9 protein-coding genes are annotated in these 17,420 nt (G+C 53.9%); 7 read left to right on the top strand and 2 right to left on the bottom strand.

All coding sequences use genetic code 11. The features are described 5' to 3' along the window. Positions 1 to 12 precede the first annotated feature (12 nt). The 7 genes from B5F54_RS03645 (at position 13) to B5F54_RS03615 (ending at position 9,047) form a co-directional block, all read left to right on the top strand. Positions 13 to 585 carry a TerD family protein gene (locus tag B5F54_RS03645; protein WP_087230655.1) on the top strand — a complete coding sequence of 191 codons (573 nt, stop codon included), beginning with the start codon at positions 13 to 15 and terminating at the stop codon, positions 583 to 585. A gap of 63 nt (positions 586 to 648) precedes the next feature. Further along, on the top strand, positions 649 to 1,785 hold the full coding sequence (locus tag B5F54_RS03640) for an HpcH/HpaI aldolase/citrate lyase family protein (RefSeq protein ID WP_087230652.1): 1,137 nt from the start codon (positions 649 to 651) through the stop codon (positions 1,783 to 1,785). Next, positions 1,782 to 3,035 carry a phosphoribosyltransferase domain-containing protein gene (locus B5F54_RS03635; RefSeq protein ID WP_087230649.1) on the top strand — a complete coding sequence of 418 codons (1,254 nt, stop codon included), beginning with the start codon at positions 1,782 to 1,784 and terminating at the stop codon, positions 3,033 to 3,035. The genes B5F54_RS03640 and B5F54_RS03635 overlap by 4 nt, the downstream gene beginning before the upstream one ends. After that, positions 3,032 to 4,153, top strand: coding sequence for a cysteine protease StiP family protein (locus B5F54_RS03630; protein WP_087230647.1), 1,122 nt, complete (start codon positions 3,032 to 3,034; stop codon positions 4,151 to 4,153). Before B5F54_RS03635 ends, B5F54_RS03630 begins: the two co-directional genes overlap by 4 nt. Continuing rightward, positions 4,150 to 4,947 carry a hypothetical protein gene (locus B5F54_RS03625; RefSeq protein ID WP_087230644.1) on the top strand — a complete coding sequence of 266 codons (798 nt, stop codon included), beginning with the start codon at positions 4,150 to 4,152 and terminating at the stop codon, positions 4,945 to 4,947. Before B5F54_RS03630 ends, B5F54_RS03625 begins: the two co-directional genes overlap by 4 nt. Then, the gene (locus tag B5F54_RS03620) at positions 4,931 to 7,642 is read left to right on the top strand and encodes a calcium-translocating P-type ATPase, PMCA-type (RefSeq protein ID WP_087230640.1); all 2,712 of its coding nucleotides are present in this window, start codon (positions 4,931 to 4,933) and stop codon (positions 7,640 to 7,642) included. The genes B5F54_RS03625 and B5F54_RS03620 overlap by 17 nt, the downstream gene beginning before the upstream one ends. A 19-nt stretch (positions 7,643 to 7,661) precedes the next feature. Next, on the top strand, positions 7,662 to 9,047 hold the full coding sequence (locus tag B5F54_RS03615; RefSeq protein WP_087230637.1) for a VWA domain-containing protein: 1,386 nt from the start codon (positions 7,662 to 7,664) through the stop codon (positions 9,045 to 9,047). Between the two features lie 604 nt (positions 9,048 to 9,651). Here the strand turns inward: B5F54_RS03615 and B5F54_RS03610 are convergent. After that, on the bottom strand, positions 9,652 to 16,173 hold the full coding sequence (locus B5F54_RS03610) for an Ig-like domain-containing protein (protein ID WP_172749537.1): 6,522 nt from the start codon (positions 16,171 to 16,173) through the stop codon (positions 9,652 to 9,654). Between the two features lie 405 nt (positions 16,174 to 16,578). After that, the gene (locus B5F54_RS03605) at positions 16,579 to 16,923 is read right to left on the bottom strand and encodes a helix-turn-helix domain-containing protein (protein ID WP_087230631.1); all 345 of its coding nucleotides are present in this window, start codon (positions 16,921 to 16,923) and stop codon (positions 16,579 to 16,581) included. Positions 16,924 to 17,420 lie beyond the last annotated feature (497 nt).

Below are 17,420 nucleotides of genomic sequence, written 5' to 3'. Positions count from 1 at the left end.
GGAGGAATTTTTATGCCGATCAACCTCACAAAAGGGCAAAAAATTAGCTTGAGCAAAGAAGCGCCGAACCTCAAAATTGCGCTTGTTGGCCTAGGGTGGGACATCAAACAGTATGACAGCGGCGCGGATTTTGACTTGGACGCCTCGATTTTCCTGTTGGACAACACCGGGAAATGCGCCCATGATTCGGATTTCATCTTTTACAACAACCTTTCCTCCGGCGGCGTGACCCATTCCGGCGATAACCGCACCGGTGAAGGCGAGGGCGACGACGAAGCCGTCACCATTGAGTTTGAAAAAGTTCCCAGCTATGTGGAGAAAATCGTTGTCACAGTGACCATCTATGAAGCACAGGCGCGCGGCCAGAACTTTGGGCAGGTAGCAAACGCTTTTGTCCGGCTGGTGGACAAGCAGACGGGCGTTGAGTTGCTCCGGTACGACCTGGGCGAGGATTATTCTACGGAAACAGCCATCGTCTTTGCGGAGATCTACCGCCACAACGGCGAATGGAAATTCTCTGCGGTTGGCTCCGGCTTCAACGGCGGGTTGGAAGCCCTGTGCCGTCAATACGGTCTGAGCGTCTAAACCGCCCCTTGCATCGATTCCAGCCGGTGCGCGCAGATTACAAAACGACAAGGATTCCAAATCATGAGATATTTTAACTATTTATCCCACGGCGACCGGAAAAGCCTTTTTTTCCGTGAACCTGCACCGTTTGACAAAACGACCGAGCGGGAAATGCTACGCAGCGCAGTGGGAGGGTTGCTCTACATTCCTGGGGGGAATCCAACGATCGCTCAAATTCTCCAGACAGGGAAAGTCCAGGGGCTTGCCTCTATGGCCATCTGCCTGGAGGACGCTGTGGGCGATCAGGAGCGGGAAGAAGCTGTTCTCAATGTGGAAAAACAGCTTTCCGATATCAGGCGGGCATTGCTGGGCGGGAGTCTATCCCGGGATAGGCTCCCGCTTCTCTTTGTACGTGTGAAAGACGTGGATATGTTGGAAAGGCTGGCCAGGCTCTTTGTAGAAAACAGCCCTGTCCTCACGGGCGTCATCCTTCCCAAAACGACCCGCGAAAGCCTCCAACGTGCCCTGTCCATTGTGGAAACAATCAACCAAGAAGCGAAAGAACCCTTTTATATCATGCCGATCTTGGAATCGGTGGAACTGATGCTCTGCGATGACCGCATTAGTCTCCTTCGGGAGCTGGCATCCATTGCGGAACCCTTTTTTGACCGCATTTTAAACATCCGAATCGGTGCCACGGATCTGTGCGGCCTCTATGGCATCCGCCGAAATGTCGATACCCCGATCTATCAAGTTGCCACCGTCGCCTCCTGTATTGCGGATATCGTCCGTGTGTTTGGATTGGGGGACCGCTATACCATCAGCGGGCCCGTGTGGGAATATTACAGCACCATCGCGCGGGCGCGGGCATTGCAGAATTGGAGCGAAGTGGAAGGCCTGATGCAGGAAGTGGCCCTGGATCAGCAAAACGGCATCTGCGGGAAAACCTGTGTACATCCCACGCAGCTGCTCCCCGTCCAGGCCAGCTATGCCGTCCCCTATGAACGGTACCACGATGCAGTCGCTATCTTGGGAGGGGATCCAGGACGTGTGGGCGTTATGCCCAGCATCCGGCACAATAAGATGAATGAACTGAAGCCCCATGCGCTTTGGGCAAACAAAATGCTGCGGCAAGCGGAGCTATACGGCGTCTATCAGGAAAACACCGACGCAAAGGGCCTGCTTCGAGCGGTTTACAACGAGGGGGATTATCTATGAGCAAAGCGGTTTTTTCTCTCGAACCCGCACTCGAACTGGAATTGGAGATCAGCGAGACCCGCTTTGGCCTGCTGCCGGAGGACCTCTTTCGATTGGCTGTACGGCAAAATACGCAGCGCGCCTTTCTCTTTGTCAGCAAGGTGCTGGGCAAGCATCTGCCGGTTGAACCGGCTGCGCTTCTCGCCGCAGGGAAGCTGCTGGCGCTGGCGTGGCTCGACCAGAAGGATGAACAGGGCTGGGCCGGTATCCTCAAAGGAAGCACCGCTTCGCCTTTTCCCGAAGTTTGGGACCGCTTAGAGCACTCGCGCTATTCGCTGGGAATGGAGGACCGGGCGCTGTTTCTGGGTTTTGCGGAAACCGCCACCGGGCTCGCACGGGCAGTGGCGGACTGCTTCGACGGGGAGATGGCCTACATCAGCACAACCCGTGTGGACCGTGCAGGCGCCTCCCCGCTCACCTTTGACGAAGCCCACTCGCATGCCCGCACCCACCGGTTGTATTTGGACCCGCATGACCCGTTTATGGCAGCTTGCCAGCAGGTCGTCCTGGTGGACGACGAGCTCACCACGGGAAACACCGCGCTGCGCCTGATCCGCCAGCTCCATGCCGTTTACGGGATTCGCCGTTTCACGCTGATGGTTCTGGTGGACAACAGCGAAGGCAGCAACCGCAGGGCCATCGAACAGGAGCTTGGCATCGAGATCCGGGTGTTCTCCCTTTTACGCGGCCACATTGCCCAGGTCCGGACCGGGGAATTGCCTCCCCTGTCCCTATCCGATTACCGCGGTGCCGCTGGGGAAGCCCCTGCGCTTCTCTCGCTGCCCGGCAACGCCCTTTCAGACCGGACCTTGCAAAGCGCCAGCGCTCTGGCGCTCCAGCGCGCCCGCTGCCGTTCCATTGCCACTCAACTGGGACCGGCCCCATCAGAGACGTCAACTCTCTATCTGGGCGCTGGGGAATTTATCTACGCTCCGGCCCTCATCTCTGGATTTTGCGGGGGACATGCGTTCCACTCTACCACGCAAAGCCCGGTGTTCCCCATGGCTGGTTCCGCAATTGTATCCGGCGTCTGTTTCGATCCGCCGGATTGTTACAGTCCGGTCGGCTATCTATACAATGTCCCGGACCATGCCTACCGGGAGGCTACCCTCTTTGTGGAGGAGGGGACCCTGCGCCCGGCAGGAATCGGGCAACTGGCCGCCTACCTCAAAAGCAAAGGGATTGGGAAAGTGACGGTGGTCGCCCTATGAACTGGACCGCATCCTCCCTTCCTCCCCACTTGGGCAGCTTCGATCCGGACGATGTGATCCTCTTGCTCAAGGATGTAACTGGGCAGGTCGAAGAGCGGGACACGGCGCTCCGGGAACGCGACATCCAAGCGGGACGCCACTATTCCGAAGATCTCCCCATCGAACAGGTCCCCAGCCCAGCCTATGAACAGGTCTTTGAACATCTGATGGAGACGCAGCTCCCAGAGGTAGCGCTCTACACCGGTGTTTTGACCCGTTTGGTGCTCTCTGAGCACCCCAGTCCCGTGCTGGTCTCCCTGGTGCGTGCGGGCGTCCCCTGCGGCGTTTTGATGCGCCGGTACGCTGCCCGCGAATTGGGCCGCGATCTTCCCCATTATGGGGTGAGCATCATCCGTGGAAAGGGCTTTGACGAAAACGCCATCCGGCTCATTCTGCAGCGGCACCCAGGCCAGGAGATCGTTTTTGTGGACGGTTGGACGGGAAAAGGGATGATTACCCACCAATTGGAGGAATCCTGCGCGCAGTTCCATGCGCACAGCGGGACTCCCCTGCGCCCCACCCTTGCCGTACTGGCCGACCCTGCCCACTCGTGTTCCCTCTACGCCACACGGGAGGATTTCATCAACCCGTCCTGCTGCCTCAACAGCACCATCTGTGGGCTGATCAGCCGTACCGTTCACAACAAAACACTGATCGGGCCGGATGACTTCCACGGCGTGCGGGTCTACTGGGAATTTGCCGCAAAGGATCAGACCGCCCGCTATTTGGATGGGGTATGCCGGTGGTTTGCCCCGCGTAGGAAGGAGATCGAAACCCAGTTTGCCCGCCTCCTTGCATCGGACCGTTCCCCCGATTGGAGCGGCATGCAGGCGGTCCGGCGGATTGGGGAAGCCTTCGGCGTCCATGATATTAACCGGATCAAGCCCAGCATCGGCGAAACCACCCGCGTGCTCCTGCGCCGTGTGCCAGACCGGGTGCTCCTGCGGGAGGCGAACCACCCGGATGTGGCGCACATCACCTTGTTAGCCAAGGAACGCCATGTCCCTATCACCATCTATCCGGAAATGCCGTATCTTTGCTGCGGCCTGATCGCCGACAAACGAGGTGGCGCCGAATGATCTTTGCCGCTGATTTGGATCGTACCCTCTTATTTTCCCAGCGCCGCCTGGAGGGTGACGCCGCTGTCATCCCTGTGGAGTACCGCTTTGGGGAACCGTTCGGGTTTATGACCCCCGGCGGGTTTTCTGCGCTGCGGACGCTGCAAAAACAGGCGGTCTGCTTTGTAAACACCCTGCGGGGGCTGGAACAGGCCAATCGGGTGGTCTTTGTCTCCGACGGAAGCTGTCGGTACCTGTCCCTGCAAAATGGCTTATATCTTTATCGCGACGGCAAGGAAGATTCTGTATGGGCCGCCCATGTGAAACGCACGGTCCACGCCCTTCCCCTGCACTTGACAGACGGGGCAGGGATCGTGCTGAAGCAACTGCCGGGGATTCAGTGCCTGTCCAAGCAATATGAATACCTCGCGGTCTTTTTCGTGGAGGATGAGTCGTTCGACGACCGGGCATGCAGCTCTTTGGCGGCGGAGCTTTCCGCCTCCGGCTGGGCGCTCTACCGCCAACGGAAAAAGCTCTACCTCTATCCGCAGGCCCTCGATAAAGGGGCCGTCCTCGAACGCGTCCGGGAATTGGAAGGCTGCGGCACCGCTGTGGGCTTTGGGGATTCCTGGTTCGACGTACCCATGCTTCGCGCCTGCGACGCCGCTTGGTCTTTAAAAGGCTGTGAACTCGAGGGAACCGATTGGGGGTTCCCCATTCAATACTCTTCCCTCCCGGCACAAGCCGGTACGGAAGAGGTTTTAACCCGTATCTTAACAGGTTTAGGAGAAGGATACTATGCTGAAAAATCATGAAATCAATGCGCTTACCGAACAGGAAGCGGAAGAAAGCCGAAAAAAATATGGAAGCAACATGCTTACCCCACCGGAACAGACCTCCTTCTGGCATGAGCTGTGGGAGACCTTTCGCGGGGACGCCTTGATCCGCATTCTCACCGTGGCGTTGATCATCACGGTGGTCTTCGCCATCCTCGGGGTCGGCGACTGGCTGGAAGCTGTCGGCATCGCTATCGCCGTCATCCTCGCCACAACGGTCTCCACCTACAGCGAATACTCCAACAACCAGCTCTTTCAAAAGCTACAGGACGAGTATTCCAAGATCCTCTGCAAGGTGTTCCGCAAACGCGACGGCGTTGTCCAGGTCACCGATCTGAAGATCGACGACATCGTCACGGGCGACTATGTCCTGCTGCAAGCGGGCGACAAAGTGTGCGCAGACGGCATCCTCATCGACGGCGATATCAAGGTCAACCAGGCCAGCCTCAACGGCGAAAGCGAAGAGGCCAAAAAGACCGCGGCGGAGCCGGGCTATACCTATGACCCGGAAAAGATCGACTTCTTAGATCCGAACAAAGTCTACCGCGGTTCGGTCGTCACCAGTGGGGAGGCGGTCATGCAGGTAAAATGCGTGGGCGACAAATCCCAGTTTGGCCGCCTGGCGCAAGAGCTCAAGGAGGACGACGAACGCGAATCGCCGTTGAAGGTCAAACTCGGGAAAGTGGCCGACACCATCTCCAAATTTGGTTACATCGGCGGCACATTGATCGCCGTGGCCTTCATGATTAACTGCATCTTCTTTAATCCCACCCTGCTGCCCGGCGCCACAACCTACTTCTCCATGGAGAACATCATGCAGATCCTGCGCGACCTGGTTTCCTCGGTCACATTGGCTGTGGTCATCATCGTGGTGGCGGTCCCGGAGGGCCTTCCCATGATGATCGCGCTTGTTTCCGGCTTAAATATGAAAAAGCTGCTCAAAGACAACATCCTGATCCGAAAAATCGACGGTGCGGAGACAGCTGGCAGCCTTAACATCCTCTTTTCCGATAAGACGGGTACCATCACCAAGGGCGCGCTCCAGGTGGTGGACTTTATCTCCCCGGAGGGAAAGGATTATCAGAGTTTTGCCAGCATCCCCGATCCTTTGCGCGAACTGCTGCTGATTAACATCTGCGGCAATACCAATGCGATTGCGTTGGTGAACAACGGGAAGCTGCAAGTCACCGGCGGCAACGCCACCGAGCGGGCCCTGCATGAGTTTGTCGGCGTCGAAGGGACATTGACCTATGAGGGCTATAAGATGGAGTGCGAGGACACGTTGATGTTCAACAGCGCCAACAAATACTCCGCCAGCGTGATGAAAGGGAGGCTCAACCGCGCCATCATCAAGGGCGCGCCGGAAAAGCTCCTGGCCTATTGCACCTCCTATTATGGCGAAGACCTGCAGGTCCATCCTCTCACGGATGAGGTGCGGAATATGCTCGAGCAGCGCATGGCCGCCCTTTCGGAAAAGGCTATGCGTGTGCTGGCCTTTGCTACCTCCGACAACCGGATTGGCGAACACCTGTTGCAGGACATGACCTTTGTGGGAATGGTCGGCATCCGCGATGAGCTCCGCCCCGAGGCGGTGGAAGCCATCAAGACCGCCAAACGCGCTGGAATCCAAGTGGTCATGGTCACCGGAGACAAAAAAGAAACCGCAGCTGCCATCGCGCGGGACGCCAAGCTCATCGAGTCCGAGGACGATTTGGCGCTCACCAGCGAGGATTTGGCCGCCCTATCGGATGACGAGCTGAAAAAGCTGTTGCCGCGGCTGCGCGTCGTCGCGCGTGCCCTTCCCACGGATAAAAGCCGTTTGGTCCGCGTTTCGCAGGAGCTGAACCTCGTGGTCGGCATGACGGGCGACGGCGTCAACGACGCCCCGGCGCTCAAAAAAGCGGACGTCGGCTTTGCCATGGGTTCCGGCACGGAGGTCTCCAAGGAGGCGGCCGCCATCACCATTCTCGACGACAATTTCAATTCCGTCGTCAAGACGGTCCTATACGGCCGAACCATCTACAACAACATCCGGAAATTTATCGTCTTCCAGCTGACCATCAATATCAGCGCCGTGCTGATTGCCTTCATCGGGCCGTTCATCGGCATGGGGACGCCCCTGTCTGTCACGCAGATGCTCTGGGTCAACATCGTCATGGATACGTTGGCCGCGCTTGCATTGGGCGGTGAACCCGCGCTGGACCGCTATATGGACGAAAAACCAAAGCGCAGGGACGAATCCATCATCAGCAAAAACATGTGGTCTTCCCTGCTGGTCATGGGCATCTACTTGACAACCGCCAGCTTGGTCTTCCTCCAGCATCCGTTCTTTAGAAGCCTCTTCCGTCAGGACGGTGAGATGATTTACGAGGGCCACGACATCTACTTTATGACCGGGTTCTTCTGCTTCTATGTGCTCAGCGCAATGCTCAACGGCTTTAACGCGCGCACCGAAAAGATCAATATTTTTGACAACATCACACAAAACAAGATGTTCCTCTATATTATGGCGCTCATTGCCGGCGTACAGGTTCTGATGACCTTTATCGGAGGGCCGATCCTTCGCACAGCGCCGCTTACCTTGCAGGAGTGGGGCGTTGTCATTCTGTTGTCTTTGATTATTCTGCCGGTTGGAACGCTTCGCAAGCTGATTTTCCCAGAAAAGCACACCTGATCTGGGAGGTGTAAATTACATGCTGGATTTTTTGCGCGGGCAAAAAGAATCCATCCGCAGGCTCTGTGGCGGCCTGGAATTGGAACTGGAGTTCTACCACAAAGCTCCCTTAGAGATCGACGTCGGATGTTTCGGATTGGATGACGCCGGGAAGCTCTCGGATGAGCGTTACTTTATCTTTTACAACCAAACGCAATCCCCGGAGGGCGGCATTCTCCTACACAGGGGAGCTGCCACCGGCGCGGTCCGTTTCCATCTGCGCTTGGATCAACTGCCGCCCCATATTGCCAAGCTGTCTTTTACCGCCTCCATCGACGGGACCCGCACCATGCAGGAGCTGACCAAGGGCCATGTGTGTCTGTTTCGAGGGCAGGAAGAAACCGCGCGGTATTCCTATGACGGCTCCCAATTCCGGGCAGAACGGGCGATTGTGATCTGTGAGCTCTATCGCAAAGGGGACGACTGGCGTTTCAACGCCGTTGGACGCGGTTTTAACGGCGGCCTGAAAGCGCTGGTGGAACATTTTGGCGGTACCGTGGCGGAACCAACGCCCGTCGCGCCGCCGGTTTCCAATCGTCCGCCCGTTTCCCCGCTTCCGCGGGCCTCAGTTCCGTCCCCCAACCGGCCGGCCGCAGGCCCGTCTTTGGTGCAGAACATCGTCTCCTCACTCCCAACCCATGTCTGCGCCCGCATGGACAATCTAGCCCGGCAATGCCGCGGGGACACCGAATATTTAACCAGCCTGTATAAGAACATGTTCGCATGTTTGGCTAGCCACCCGGAGGCGGCCGAAATGCCCGTGCAAGTCGTCACATGCGCCGACGCCTCCGGTTCCATGTTTGACCTCTATCGGAACGGCCGTATGCAGCGGGTTGTAGATAAATTTTTTGCCTTTGCAACCACCTTATCCGATCCCTGTTCGATGGATCTATGGGCGTTTGGGGCCAAGAGCCGCCAATTTGGCGCTGTGACCATGGATAACGTGCGGGATTATACCTTTGCGGAGGCCGGCGGGTTTGAACGGTGGATGAGTATGCTCAACTACCAATACAACAACGAACCGGAAGCCATGCGCGACATCATGATGATCTATGGCGCTCTCCGCAAGCCGGTGATGGTCCTGTTTCTCACAGATGGAAGGCTCAGCTCCGATTGGGAAATCGAAGAGATCCTGATCAAAACCTCCCGTTTCCCCATTTATTGGCAGTTCGTGGGTCTTCACGGGGAGGAATATGGGATTCTGGAACGCCTTCAAGAGATCGATGGGCGCAGGTCCGATAATGCAGCCTTTTTAAAGCTGGACGACATCGACGATATCAGCGACAATACCCTCTATGAAAATTTGTTACATAACCTTGAAGGGTGGCTGCGGGAAATCCAATATAAACATATCTTGGAACCATAACTTCCACCGATGAAAAGCTTATAGAAAGGAGTCCCGATATGCTGGCATATCGGGACTCCTTTCTATAAGCTAGTTCTATGATGAATAGTGCAGGGCAAACAGACCCTCCCGGCGCCCCTTGAATCGTACCCCAAGAACCCGTTATAACTTTCCCAGATCGTATAAAAAGCCCCGTCCCGGGAAAAAACCAGGACGGGGACTTCTCTGTTTACCGGGAAAACCTTTCCCTGTTATTTGGCCTCATCAGCCAACCGTTACTGCACTGTGCTTGATAGGACGGACGCACAGCGTCTTTTCGCGGACCTCCGGTCGGGACACGCCTACGGCGTTCTCTAAGAAAGCAAACTGCGATGAGTTTGTTTTCCACTCCACAGGGAAAGCCCTACAGAAGCAAGGGGGGAAACGCCTAAAGACACAGGAAGCCATCGTTCTGCATCCCATCTGAAAAAGAAAAGCATGGAATATGGAAAAGGCTCCAACCCTGGGAACACCCAGGCTTGGAGCCTTACCGTTATCGGGAAGAATCCTTCCCTTTTATCTTGTCATTTCCGATTATTCAATCGTTACAGTGCAATGGACGCATGGCGTCCGTCTACGAAAGCATTTAGCCAATCGTAACTGCACAGTGTTTCACTGGAGCATTGCCCGGCAGGGTGGTGTAAACGCCCGTGCTCTGGCCCGGTGTGCCGGTGGCATACACTCTGTAGTAGTAGTCATTGCCAACCTTCGCCACAAACTGGGTTTTCAGCACATTGCCGTTGCCGACGGTGAAGCTCGGCGTCATGGCATTGCCGTTCACGACCGTCATCTTGAAGCAGTATGCGCTGCCTCTCTTCAAGGTGAAGTTTACCGTCGTGTCGGAAACCACATACGCGCTTGCGGATACGTTCTGGCCTGCTGCCACAACACCTGCCGCGCCGTATGCGTTGCCAACGTTTGCAGACGTGCTGCCCTTATTGCTGCTGGAGCTGTTGCTGCTGTCGTGATCGTCGTTGTCCTTGTCGATTTCAACAAGGCCGCCGATCGCTGCGACAACCGCCTTTGTCCCCGCATCAACAACCGCCTGGTCGTCTTCGCTGAGATCCTCATTCTCCAAAATCGCATAGGCTTCATCCAATGCCTTTTCCAGGGCTCGTACGCTCGCCTTCGTATAGAGGGAGAGGTCGATCTGGTTCGCGCGGTCAACTTCCGCCTGCAGCTGGGATTTATCCGCCTTCAAGCGCATCGCCGCAATTGCCTTTACAAGGCCCTGTGCCGCTTCGTCAACAGCGCTCTGTTCGGAATCCTCCGTGACGGCAAGGGCCGCTTCATATGCTTCCTCGAGGGCGTCCCAACCGTCGTCCGTATAGAATGCCGCATTCTCGAAGATTTCATCCGCCTTCGCCATCAGCATCTCCAGCTGGCTCAGGTCTGCAACAAACTGTAAGTTTTCTGCTGCTTCGAGGAGCGCATCATACGCCTCTTTGATGCTATCATCCATGGCATTCTCATCCGCCAGAACGGCCTCTGCCTCTGCAAGCGCATCCTGCAGCGCCTGATACGAATCCTCCGTATAGGGGTCCGAGCCAATGCCCTTCAATTGCTCCACCAAGCTCTCCAAACTGGAGGTGTCGCCCGGCTTGAATTCCAACAGGTGCAGTACATCGAGCAAATCGGACCAAGCTTGATTAATCACATCTTGCGTGGAGGTCTTCTCCGCATAGACCGCCTCTGCATTTTCCAATGCCTTTGCAAAGGCTTCCTGTACAGCGGGTACCGCCTCTTCCACCTGATCTTCGACGCTCTTCGCATACTCGATGATCTGGCCCAGCGTTTCCTTGTAAACGGTGGTAAATTGAATCTCTACCGTTGTATCTACATTGGGCATCGTGAGGTCATAAGTGAAGCTGTCCGCCTCAAAGTCAACCTTTTCACCGTTCACCAGAACCTCTGCAAAGGTTCTTCCATCCGTAGCCGGGGTAAAGGCAAGCTGGAGTTCCTCGCCGCCCAAAACATCCGCTTCATATTTGCCGAGCAGGTCCGCAATACGCTGCGGTTCGCCGTTCACGGTGAGGCTGGCATCCTTCGTATAAAGGACGGTCAACGTGTGATTTTCCGGCACCGATGTTCCAACGGTTACCTCGCAGCTCGCCTGGAGCTCCGTGCCGCTTACTTGTGCGGTAACCGTCGTTGTGCCTTCGGTCAAGGCTGTCACAACGCCATTCTCGTCCACGGAAGCGACCTCCGGATCCGAAGACGTCCAAATAAGCGCCGCATCGTTGTAGTTAGTCGGATAAACATCTGCGCAAACCGTGTAGGTATCGCCCACAGAGAGTTCGACCGATTCGTCGCGCATTGCAATCTCAGAGATATCTACCAGGTTGTATACACGTACTTCTGCCGCAGAAGAGTAATTTCCACGGGCGTTAACCGGCATCAGTTTGAGGTCGGTTACAGTCATGTTCGGGAAGGTGACTTCCTTCCAACCGTCGACTGCTTCCCACGTTCCTTCTGCAATCTTCTCATAGGTCGCGCCGTTATCTGTGCTTGCATGCAACTCATACTGGGTGATCGTGCCGTTTCCTGCTCCGGAACGCGGTAGATACCGATACGCATTCACTTCCGTCGGTGTAGAGAAGTGGATATTGAGCCACTGCTCGCTTCTATCCGAGCCGTCCCAATCGGTATGCCATATGCTACTTGTGTCGCCGTCGAGGACCTTGGAGGCAGCTTCGCTAGTGGAGTTTTCATTGCCTGCTGTAGCAGTCAAAATTCCCACATCGATCTCTTCCACCACAGAATTGGTGCGCACTTTTTCCGCTTCGCTTGCATTTCCAGATGCATCAATTGCTTCTACCACATAATAGTAATCGCCATCGTGCGCAACATCATCTGTAAAGGAGGTCTCCTTCGTGGTCAACAAGAGGGTATCGTCGTTCAAGTCAAAGTCCGCCTCGTTGGAAGCATAGACATTGTACTTCACAAATCCGCTGTTGTCCGTGCTGGGCGTCCAGGTCAATGTCACCATACCATTGTCGCCCGCAGAAGCACGCAGGCCCGCGATATTCGTCGGGGCTTCGGTATCCGGCTCAAGTTCGCCCTCTTCGAAGGTCAAGGTCCAGTTAACCGTTTGGTTTTCCGCTGCATCCAGGGTCAATTCGACATAATTGCCGAACGGGCTCTGCACATAGCTGGTGGTCACTGCGTCATTGTCAATGCTGAAATCCTTAACAAGCAGCTTGTTATCGTTCAGCGGGATAATCGCTTTATAGGTATCATTGCCGACGATCTCAGACGTACCAGTCATAGTCTTGGAAGCTGCATCATAGTTGACGTTGCTCACGTCGAAATCACCCTGCAGGAGGTGGCGGTTCGTGGAGAGCACATATGGATCTTCGCGTACTTCGCGAAGGGCCATGGTGCGCATCTCGTTCTTACGGACCTTCTGCGAGAGGATGTCGCTGCCCTTGTATTTGCCAATATACTCCCAGTTCCAGAAGTCCCAAACCTCATATTCCTTATCGGGATCCAGGTTCAGACCGCCAAACGCGGTATCTTCATCCAAATCTGCGCTGATGGTCTTGGCCTTGTCGGTCTGGTTCCAGAACAGGACGATATGGTCATCATACTCGGAATCAAACTTATAGTCGTATACTTCTGGCAGATCTTCGCCCGACTGGAACAGTCCCACCGGACGTGCCGTGATGCCGTTGATCGGGAACGGGACGGACTTGCCGATATCCCTGATCTTCTGGTCATCCATACGGGTAACACTCTCGCCAACCGTCATCTTTCCAAAGAAGAAGGCTGTGCCGGTAATCTCTGCATGGCGGAGATCCATATCGGTGTCGCTAAACACTTTTACATCCGGATACAAGAGCTTCGTAGTTCTGTGGCGATACCACTGGTAGGAGCTCATGCGGGTGATCTCCGGGGTAAAGGAGTTGTTGTCGCCGATGGTACGCTGGATATCAATCAGGCCGATGGCCAGGTCGGTGCCACTGTGTTCCCAAGAGTTTTCTGTGACGCGGATATCCGGCCCGACATTGTCTTTCGCAAGCTTGAAGATGTTGCGGTATGCGGAAACAGCAGTTGCATACGGGTCTTCAAAACCGCCCGTACGATCCAGGAAATAGCCGCCGCTCTTGCCGTGATACTGTCCTGCATAGTCGAAGAACAGGGAACGGATGCCCGATTCTTTGATATTTGCATAAACATCTTCCATATGAGCGATGAACTCCGGATCGGTGTAGTCAGGTCCCTCTTCCGGATCGTTATACAGCATGTGCCCCGGATACTGCTCGCAGTAGTCATCGGAACGATAGGACGCCTGCATATACAGGCCGCCTTCGCCGCCAGCCTCGTTCATGGCCTTGTTCCAGTCTTTGATGGTCGGATAATTGTCCGTCATATGGCCGAACTCATACCAATGCTCGTCGTCCCACCAAAGCTGCTCGTTCGGGTTTTCATAGGTATCGGGTTCCACACGCAGGTTTGGGATCGCATAGTTTGCCATTCCACGGTCATACAGGTCTTTAACCTCCTGTACGGCAAAGTCTGCGTTGTTTGCGCCCGATGTCAACCAGTTGACATACCACAAGCATTCATAATAATACGGGTCAAAATCAATCAAGTCAACATGCATAGCCTCAGCCTGCTTATCCGCATAGGCTTCCATAACCGTGTAAGGATTCTCTTCTGTGAAGTTTACCATAGCTTGGTCGCCCATGTAGAGCCAGCCTCCATCGACCTGCTCACCGCTTACATCATCGACTAGCTTACCGGTGTTGTCAAAGATACGGATGCTGGCATCAATGCCCTTGCGGCCGTTGTTGTCCAGGGCTGTTCCCGCATGATACGCCGTATTGATGGTATTCTGGAACTCATACGTGGTCAATCCGCCGAGGACAAAGCTCTCCTTATTTGGATTATCCAAGTAGGTGATCAAGGTATTGTTTCTCGAGCTAATGTTGACATCGTCCTGCAAAGTCGGGACGGTCCAGTTTCCTTCACCGGTCAGGACCACATGGTTCTCATCCGGGTCCGGGCCAACAAACACAGCGCCACCGTTCGCATAATTTGCAATCAGTGGATACATCTGCATCAGCTTGACGCCTTCGCCGGTTGTATTGACAATACCGGCTGTCAGGATAATTTCCCCGCAATGGTCTTCCAAAGTAACGTCGAGAACAATGCCATTCTCGCCTTCTTTGGTTCCGATCAAACGCATGGTCTTGATGGTATCTTCTTCCGCAACCTCTTCCATATGGAAGGTGTAGCCGTCGATACTCGTCTCATCGTTGACCTGGGTGTATGCATTCAGGATATAGGGCAGGCCGCTTTCCTGATCATAGGCAGAATACCGGCCGCTCTCCAAATTGTAGATCACGCGAACCATATCGTTCTGGATCATCGCGAAGTTATCGCCAAATGTGGAGATTTCCGTCTTATCCGGGATAGCCACATCGCCCAAGCTGGCAAAGCTGACCTCTGCACGGATACTGGGGTCGCTGTTGGACACAGCGCAAACCTTGAAGCTACCGCTCTTGTGGATGGTAAGCAAGCCGTTCTGGTCGATCTCTGCCACATCAGTGCCTTCCGGCTCTACAGACCAGGTAAGGGTCTTATCCGTTGCAGTGACCGGATAGATTGTTGCGTTCATTTGAACTGTTCCGGTCTCCGGACGAACGGTTTCGCCATCCGCCGGCGCAATGCTCAGGCGACGGACAGGGATCGTCTCGCCCCAATCGGTGTCAAAGAAGATACCATTTACCAACGCATTGGTTCTCAAAGGCGAATAATTTTCATTATTTATAACGACGTCGATGGACCCCGAGAAGGTGACTGTGACATATTTACCTTCTGTCAGATCCGTAATCGCTACCTTTTTCGAAAGCGGGATTTTGGTATCCGCCTTGTAGACCTGATAGCTGTTATTTCTCCCATTCTCATTCTCCGACAAGGCGTAGAACGTCACCTTGTGGGTATCGTTGTCGTTCACACGGATTTTGACCGTCAAGCACTTATCGTCGAAACGATAGGCAATCTTGCGGGTCCCTGTGCTGTCATCCGGATTCGGCAAACCATAGGGATATTCTTCCGCGGTCCCGGTCCTGGCAAGATAACTGCCGCTGCGGTCCTCCGTGCCATACGAGATGGAATCCACATAATACGGAAGGTTTTCTACGTCCGAAGTATTGGCGCCCCAAGCGTTCAATACATACCCATCCGCACCATACGTTCCGATCCAGTTTCCGCCAGTTTCCGTGTCCACCGTCCACTCTTCGGCGTCTTCGGGGGTCATGCTGACCGTGCAGGTGCCCTGCACGCCCGTGCCGTCTTGGGCTTCTGCGGTGATCACATACACGCCCGGATCTTCAATGGTCAACAGGCCGTCGTCCGTAATGCTGGCAGCTCCATCGCCGAGCACTTCCAGAGGCTCTACTTTCCAGGAAACCTCTTTATTTGCCGCATAAGAGGGAGCAACTTCTGCGGTCATCTGGATTGGGAATTCGCTCTTTTCAAAGGTATCGCGGCCGTCGGGTGCGCTGACATTGATCCAGCGGACTACTTCATCCTCATAGACTTTCGTATCAAAGAAGATACCGCTGAGGACAGAATTGGTGACCAATGTCACAATGTTTTCATTCTGAATCACAATATCAATGTCCCCGCTGAACGCACCGGATACATAAGTGCCACTCGCAAAATCCGAAATCGTCACTTTGTCTGAAAGTGCGCGCCCGGTTTCTGCATCAAAAAATTGATAGCTCTGTTCACGCCCCTGCGCTTCCGCAGCATACAAACTGATGGTATGCATGACGTCGTCATTGACATCGACATGCACCGTCAGGCATTCATCGTCGAACACATAGCCCAAGCGAGGCTCGTCTTCTCCAACTGCAAGCATGGATTCTGCCGGCGCTCCGGATTTCAGCCATGTGCCGTGGCGTGCTTCATAGCTGTATGTAATCTCGTCCACATAATCCGGGAGTGCATCATAAGCGGTCATGCCAGAGGAATTGTCTCCGTAATAGGCAGGCAGGATGTACCCATCCGTACCATAGGCGCCTTCAAAAGCACCTGTGCCGTGGGTAGTCTCATCAACAGAAAGCGTTGTTAAAACGGGATCTGCCGTTTGTGCCATTGCTCCAACCGTCCCTATAGACGCGGTCATTGCAGCGGCTAACGTTATTGCCGCTACTTTTTTGAACAACCTTTTCAAAAAATCACTCCTTCGCCAAATTTACAAATTCTCCAATTCTTTACCCAAATTTTTCTTACCTCTTTCCCCCTCCTTTCTGGATCGCATTCCTAAAACAAAGCGGCCTCTTTCAAAAAGCGTCACTATAATTCTCCTGAATTCCGCCGCTTTTTGAGTATTATATACCAATATTTTCATTTTTTAATTCTAAAAGAAAAAGTATTATACACACATCCATATATATTTAACAAGAATTATATCGATTTATTGAAAAATATATGCAAAAGCGGCCACCCAATTAATCTACATCCATTGGGTGGCCGCTTAAAAAATTTTCAAAACTAAAGGTTACTTTTGCTCATTGCGCCGTTTTAATTGCACCACAGTCTGCATAATCAGCTCTAAGTCTTCCGGGTCTAAGTCCAGGTTCTGGGCCGTCCGTGCCAAATTTAAATAGACGCCGTCAATTTTTTCCGCTTTTGCCGTATCGATCTCATCAAAGCCCATTAAATAAGAAGGAGATACGTCAAAAATTTCTGACAATTTGAGAACTGTCGCGCGTTTTAAGTTTTCAACACTACCATTTTCATATTTCTGAACGGCAGCCTTTTTCACGCCCAAAAGTTTCCCAAGTTCTTCCTGTGTTAGGCCTCTGGCTGTACGCAAGGCCCTTATACGTTTTCCAACTTCCATATTGTTTCCCATCCTTCCGAAAAATCCCCGTGCTATTCACAGCGGATTTTTCATTGACTCTGCAAATACTATTGACTTATTATAGTATATCCATATCTAGATTTCAATGATTCTCCCGCATTATTCCCGCATTCGTTTTTGGTAATTTATGGTAAATTTAAGCCCTTTGCATGTTATGATTATACGAAAAAGAATCACAAAAAGTATTCTCTTTTTTACAAAATCCATCCATACACAGATGCGTTTGGGAAACTGCAAATCCCTGCCATTTTGAAACGAACAAAGAGCACCCATTCCAGTGGATACCAGAACAGATGCTTCCCTATGCTTTATTATCTGGCGTTTTGAAAGCAACCCTTCTCGGGAATTCAGAGGGCTGGGGGCTTGCTGTTTAGATGGAAGAATTTCTCCCTTTTATCTTTGATAGCCAATCGGGCGCACAGTGCCTTTCGCGGACCTCCGGTCAGGACGCGCCTATGGCGGGCACACAGTGCCTT

Origin of the sequence: Anaeromassilibacillus sp. An250, assembly GCF_002159845.1 — a bacterium.
Classification (GTDB): domain Bacteria; phylum Bacillota; class Clostridia; order Oscillospirales; family Acutalibacteraceae; genus Anaeromassilibacillus; species Anaeromassilibacillus stercoravium.
This window is presented reverse-complemented; position numbering and strand designations above follow the sequence as displayed.

Excerpts from the sequence above, each read along its gene's own strand:
- B5F54_RS03645 (WP_087230655.1), top strand. The coding sequence starts at position 13 with ATGCCGATCAACCTCACAAAAGGGCAAAAAATTAGCTTGAGCAAAGAA.
- B5F54_RS03640 (WP_087230652.1), top strand. The coding sequence starts at position 649 with ATGAGATATTTTAACTATTTATCCCACGGCGACCGGAAAAGCCTTTTT.
- B5F54_RS03635 (WP_087230649.1), top strand. The coding sequence starts at position 1,782 with ATGAGCAAAGCGGTTTTTTCTCTCGAACCCGCACTCGAACTGGAATTG.
- B5F54_RS03630 (WP_087230647.1), top strand. The coding sequence starts at position 3,032 with ATGAACTGGACCGCATCCTCCCTTCCTCCCCACTTGGGCAGCTTCGAT.
- B5F54_RS03625 (WP_087230644.1), top strand. The coding sequence starts at position 4,150 with ATGATCTTTGCCGCTGATTTGGATCGTACCCTCTTATTTTCCCAGCGC.
- B5F54_RS03620 (WP_087230640.1), top strand. The coding sequence starts at position 4,931 with ATGCTGAAAAATCATGAAATCAATGCGCTTACCGAACAGGAAGCGGAA.
- B5F54_RS03615 (WP_087230637.1), top strand. The coding sequence starts at position 7,662 with ATGCTGGATTTTTTGCGCGGGCAAAAAGAATCCATCCGCAGGCTCTGT.
- B5F54_RS03610 (WP_172749537.1), bottom strand. The coding sequence starts at position 16,173 with ATGGCACAAACGGCAGATCCCGTTTTAACAACGCTTTCTGTTGATGAG.
- B5F54_RS03605 (WP_087230631.1), bottom strand. The coding sequence starts at position 16,923 with ATGGAAGTTGGAAAACGTATAAGGGCCTTGCGTACAGCCAGAGGCCTA.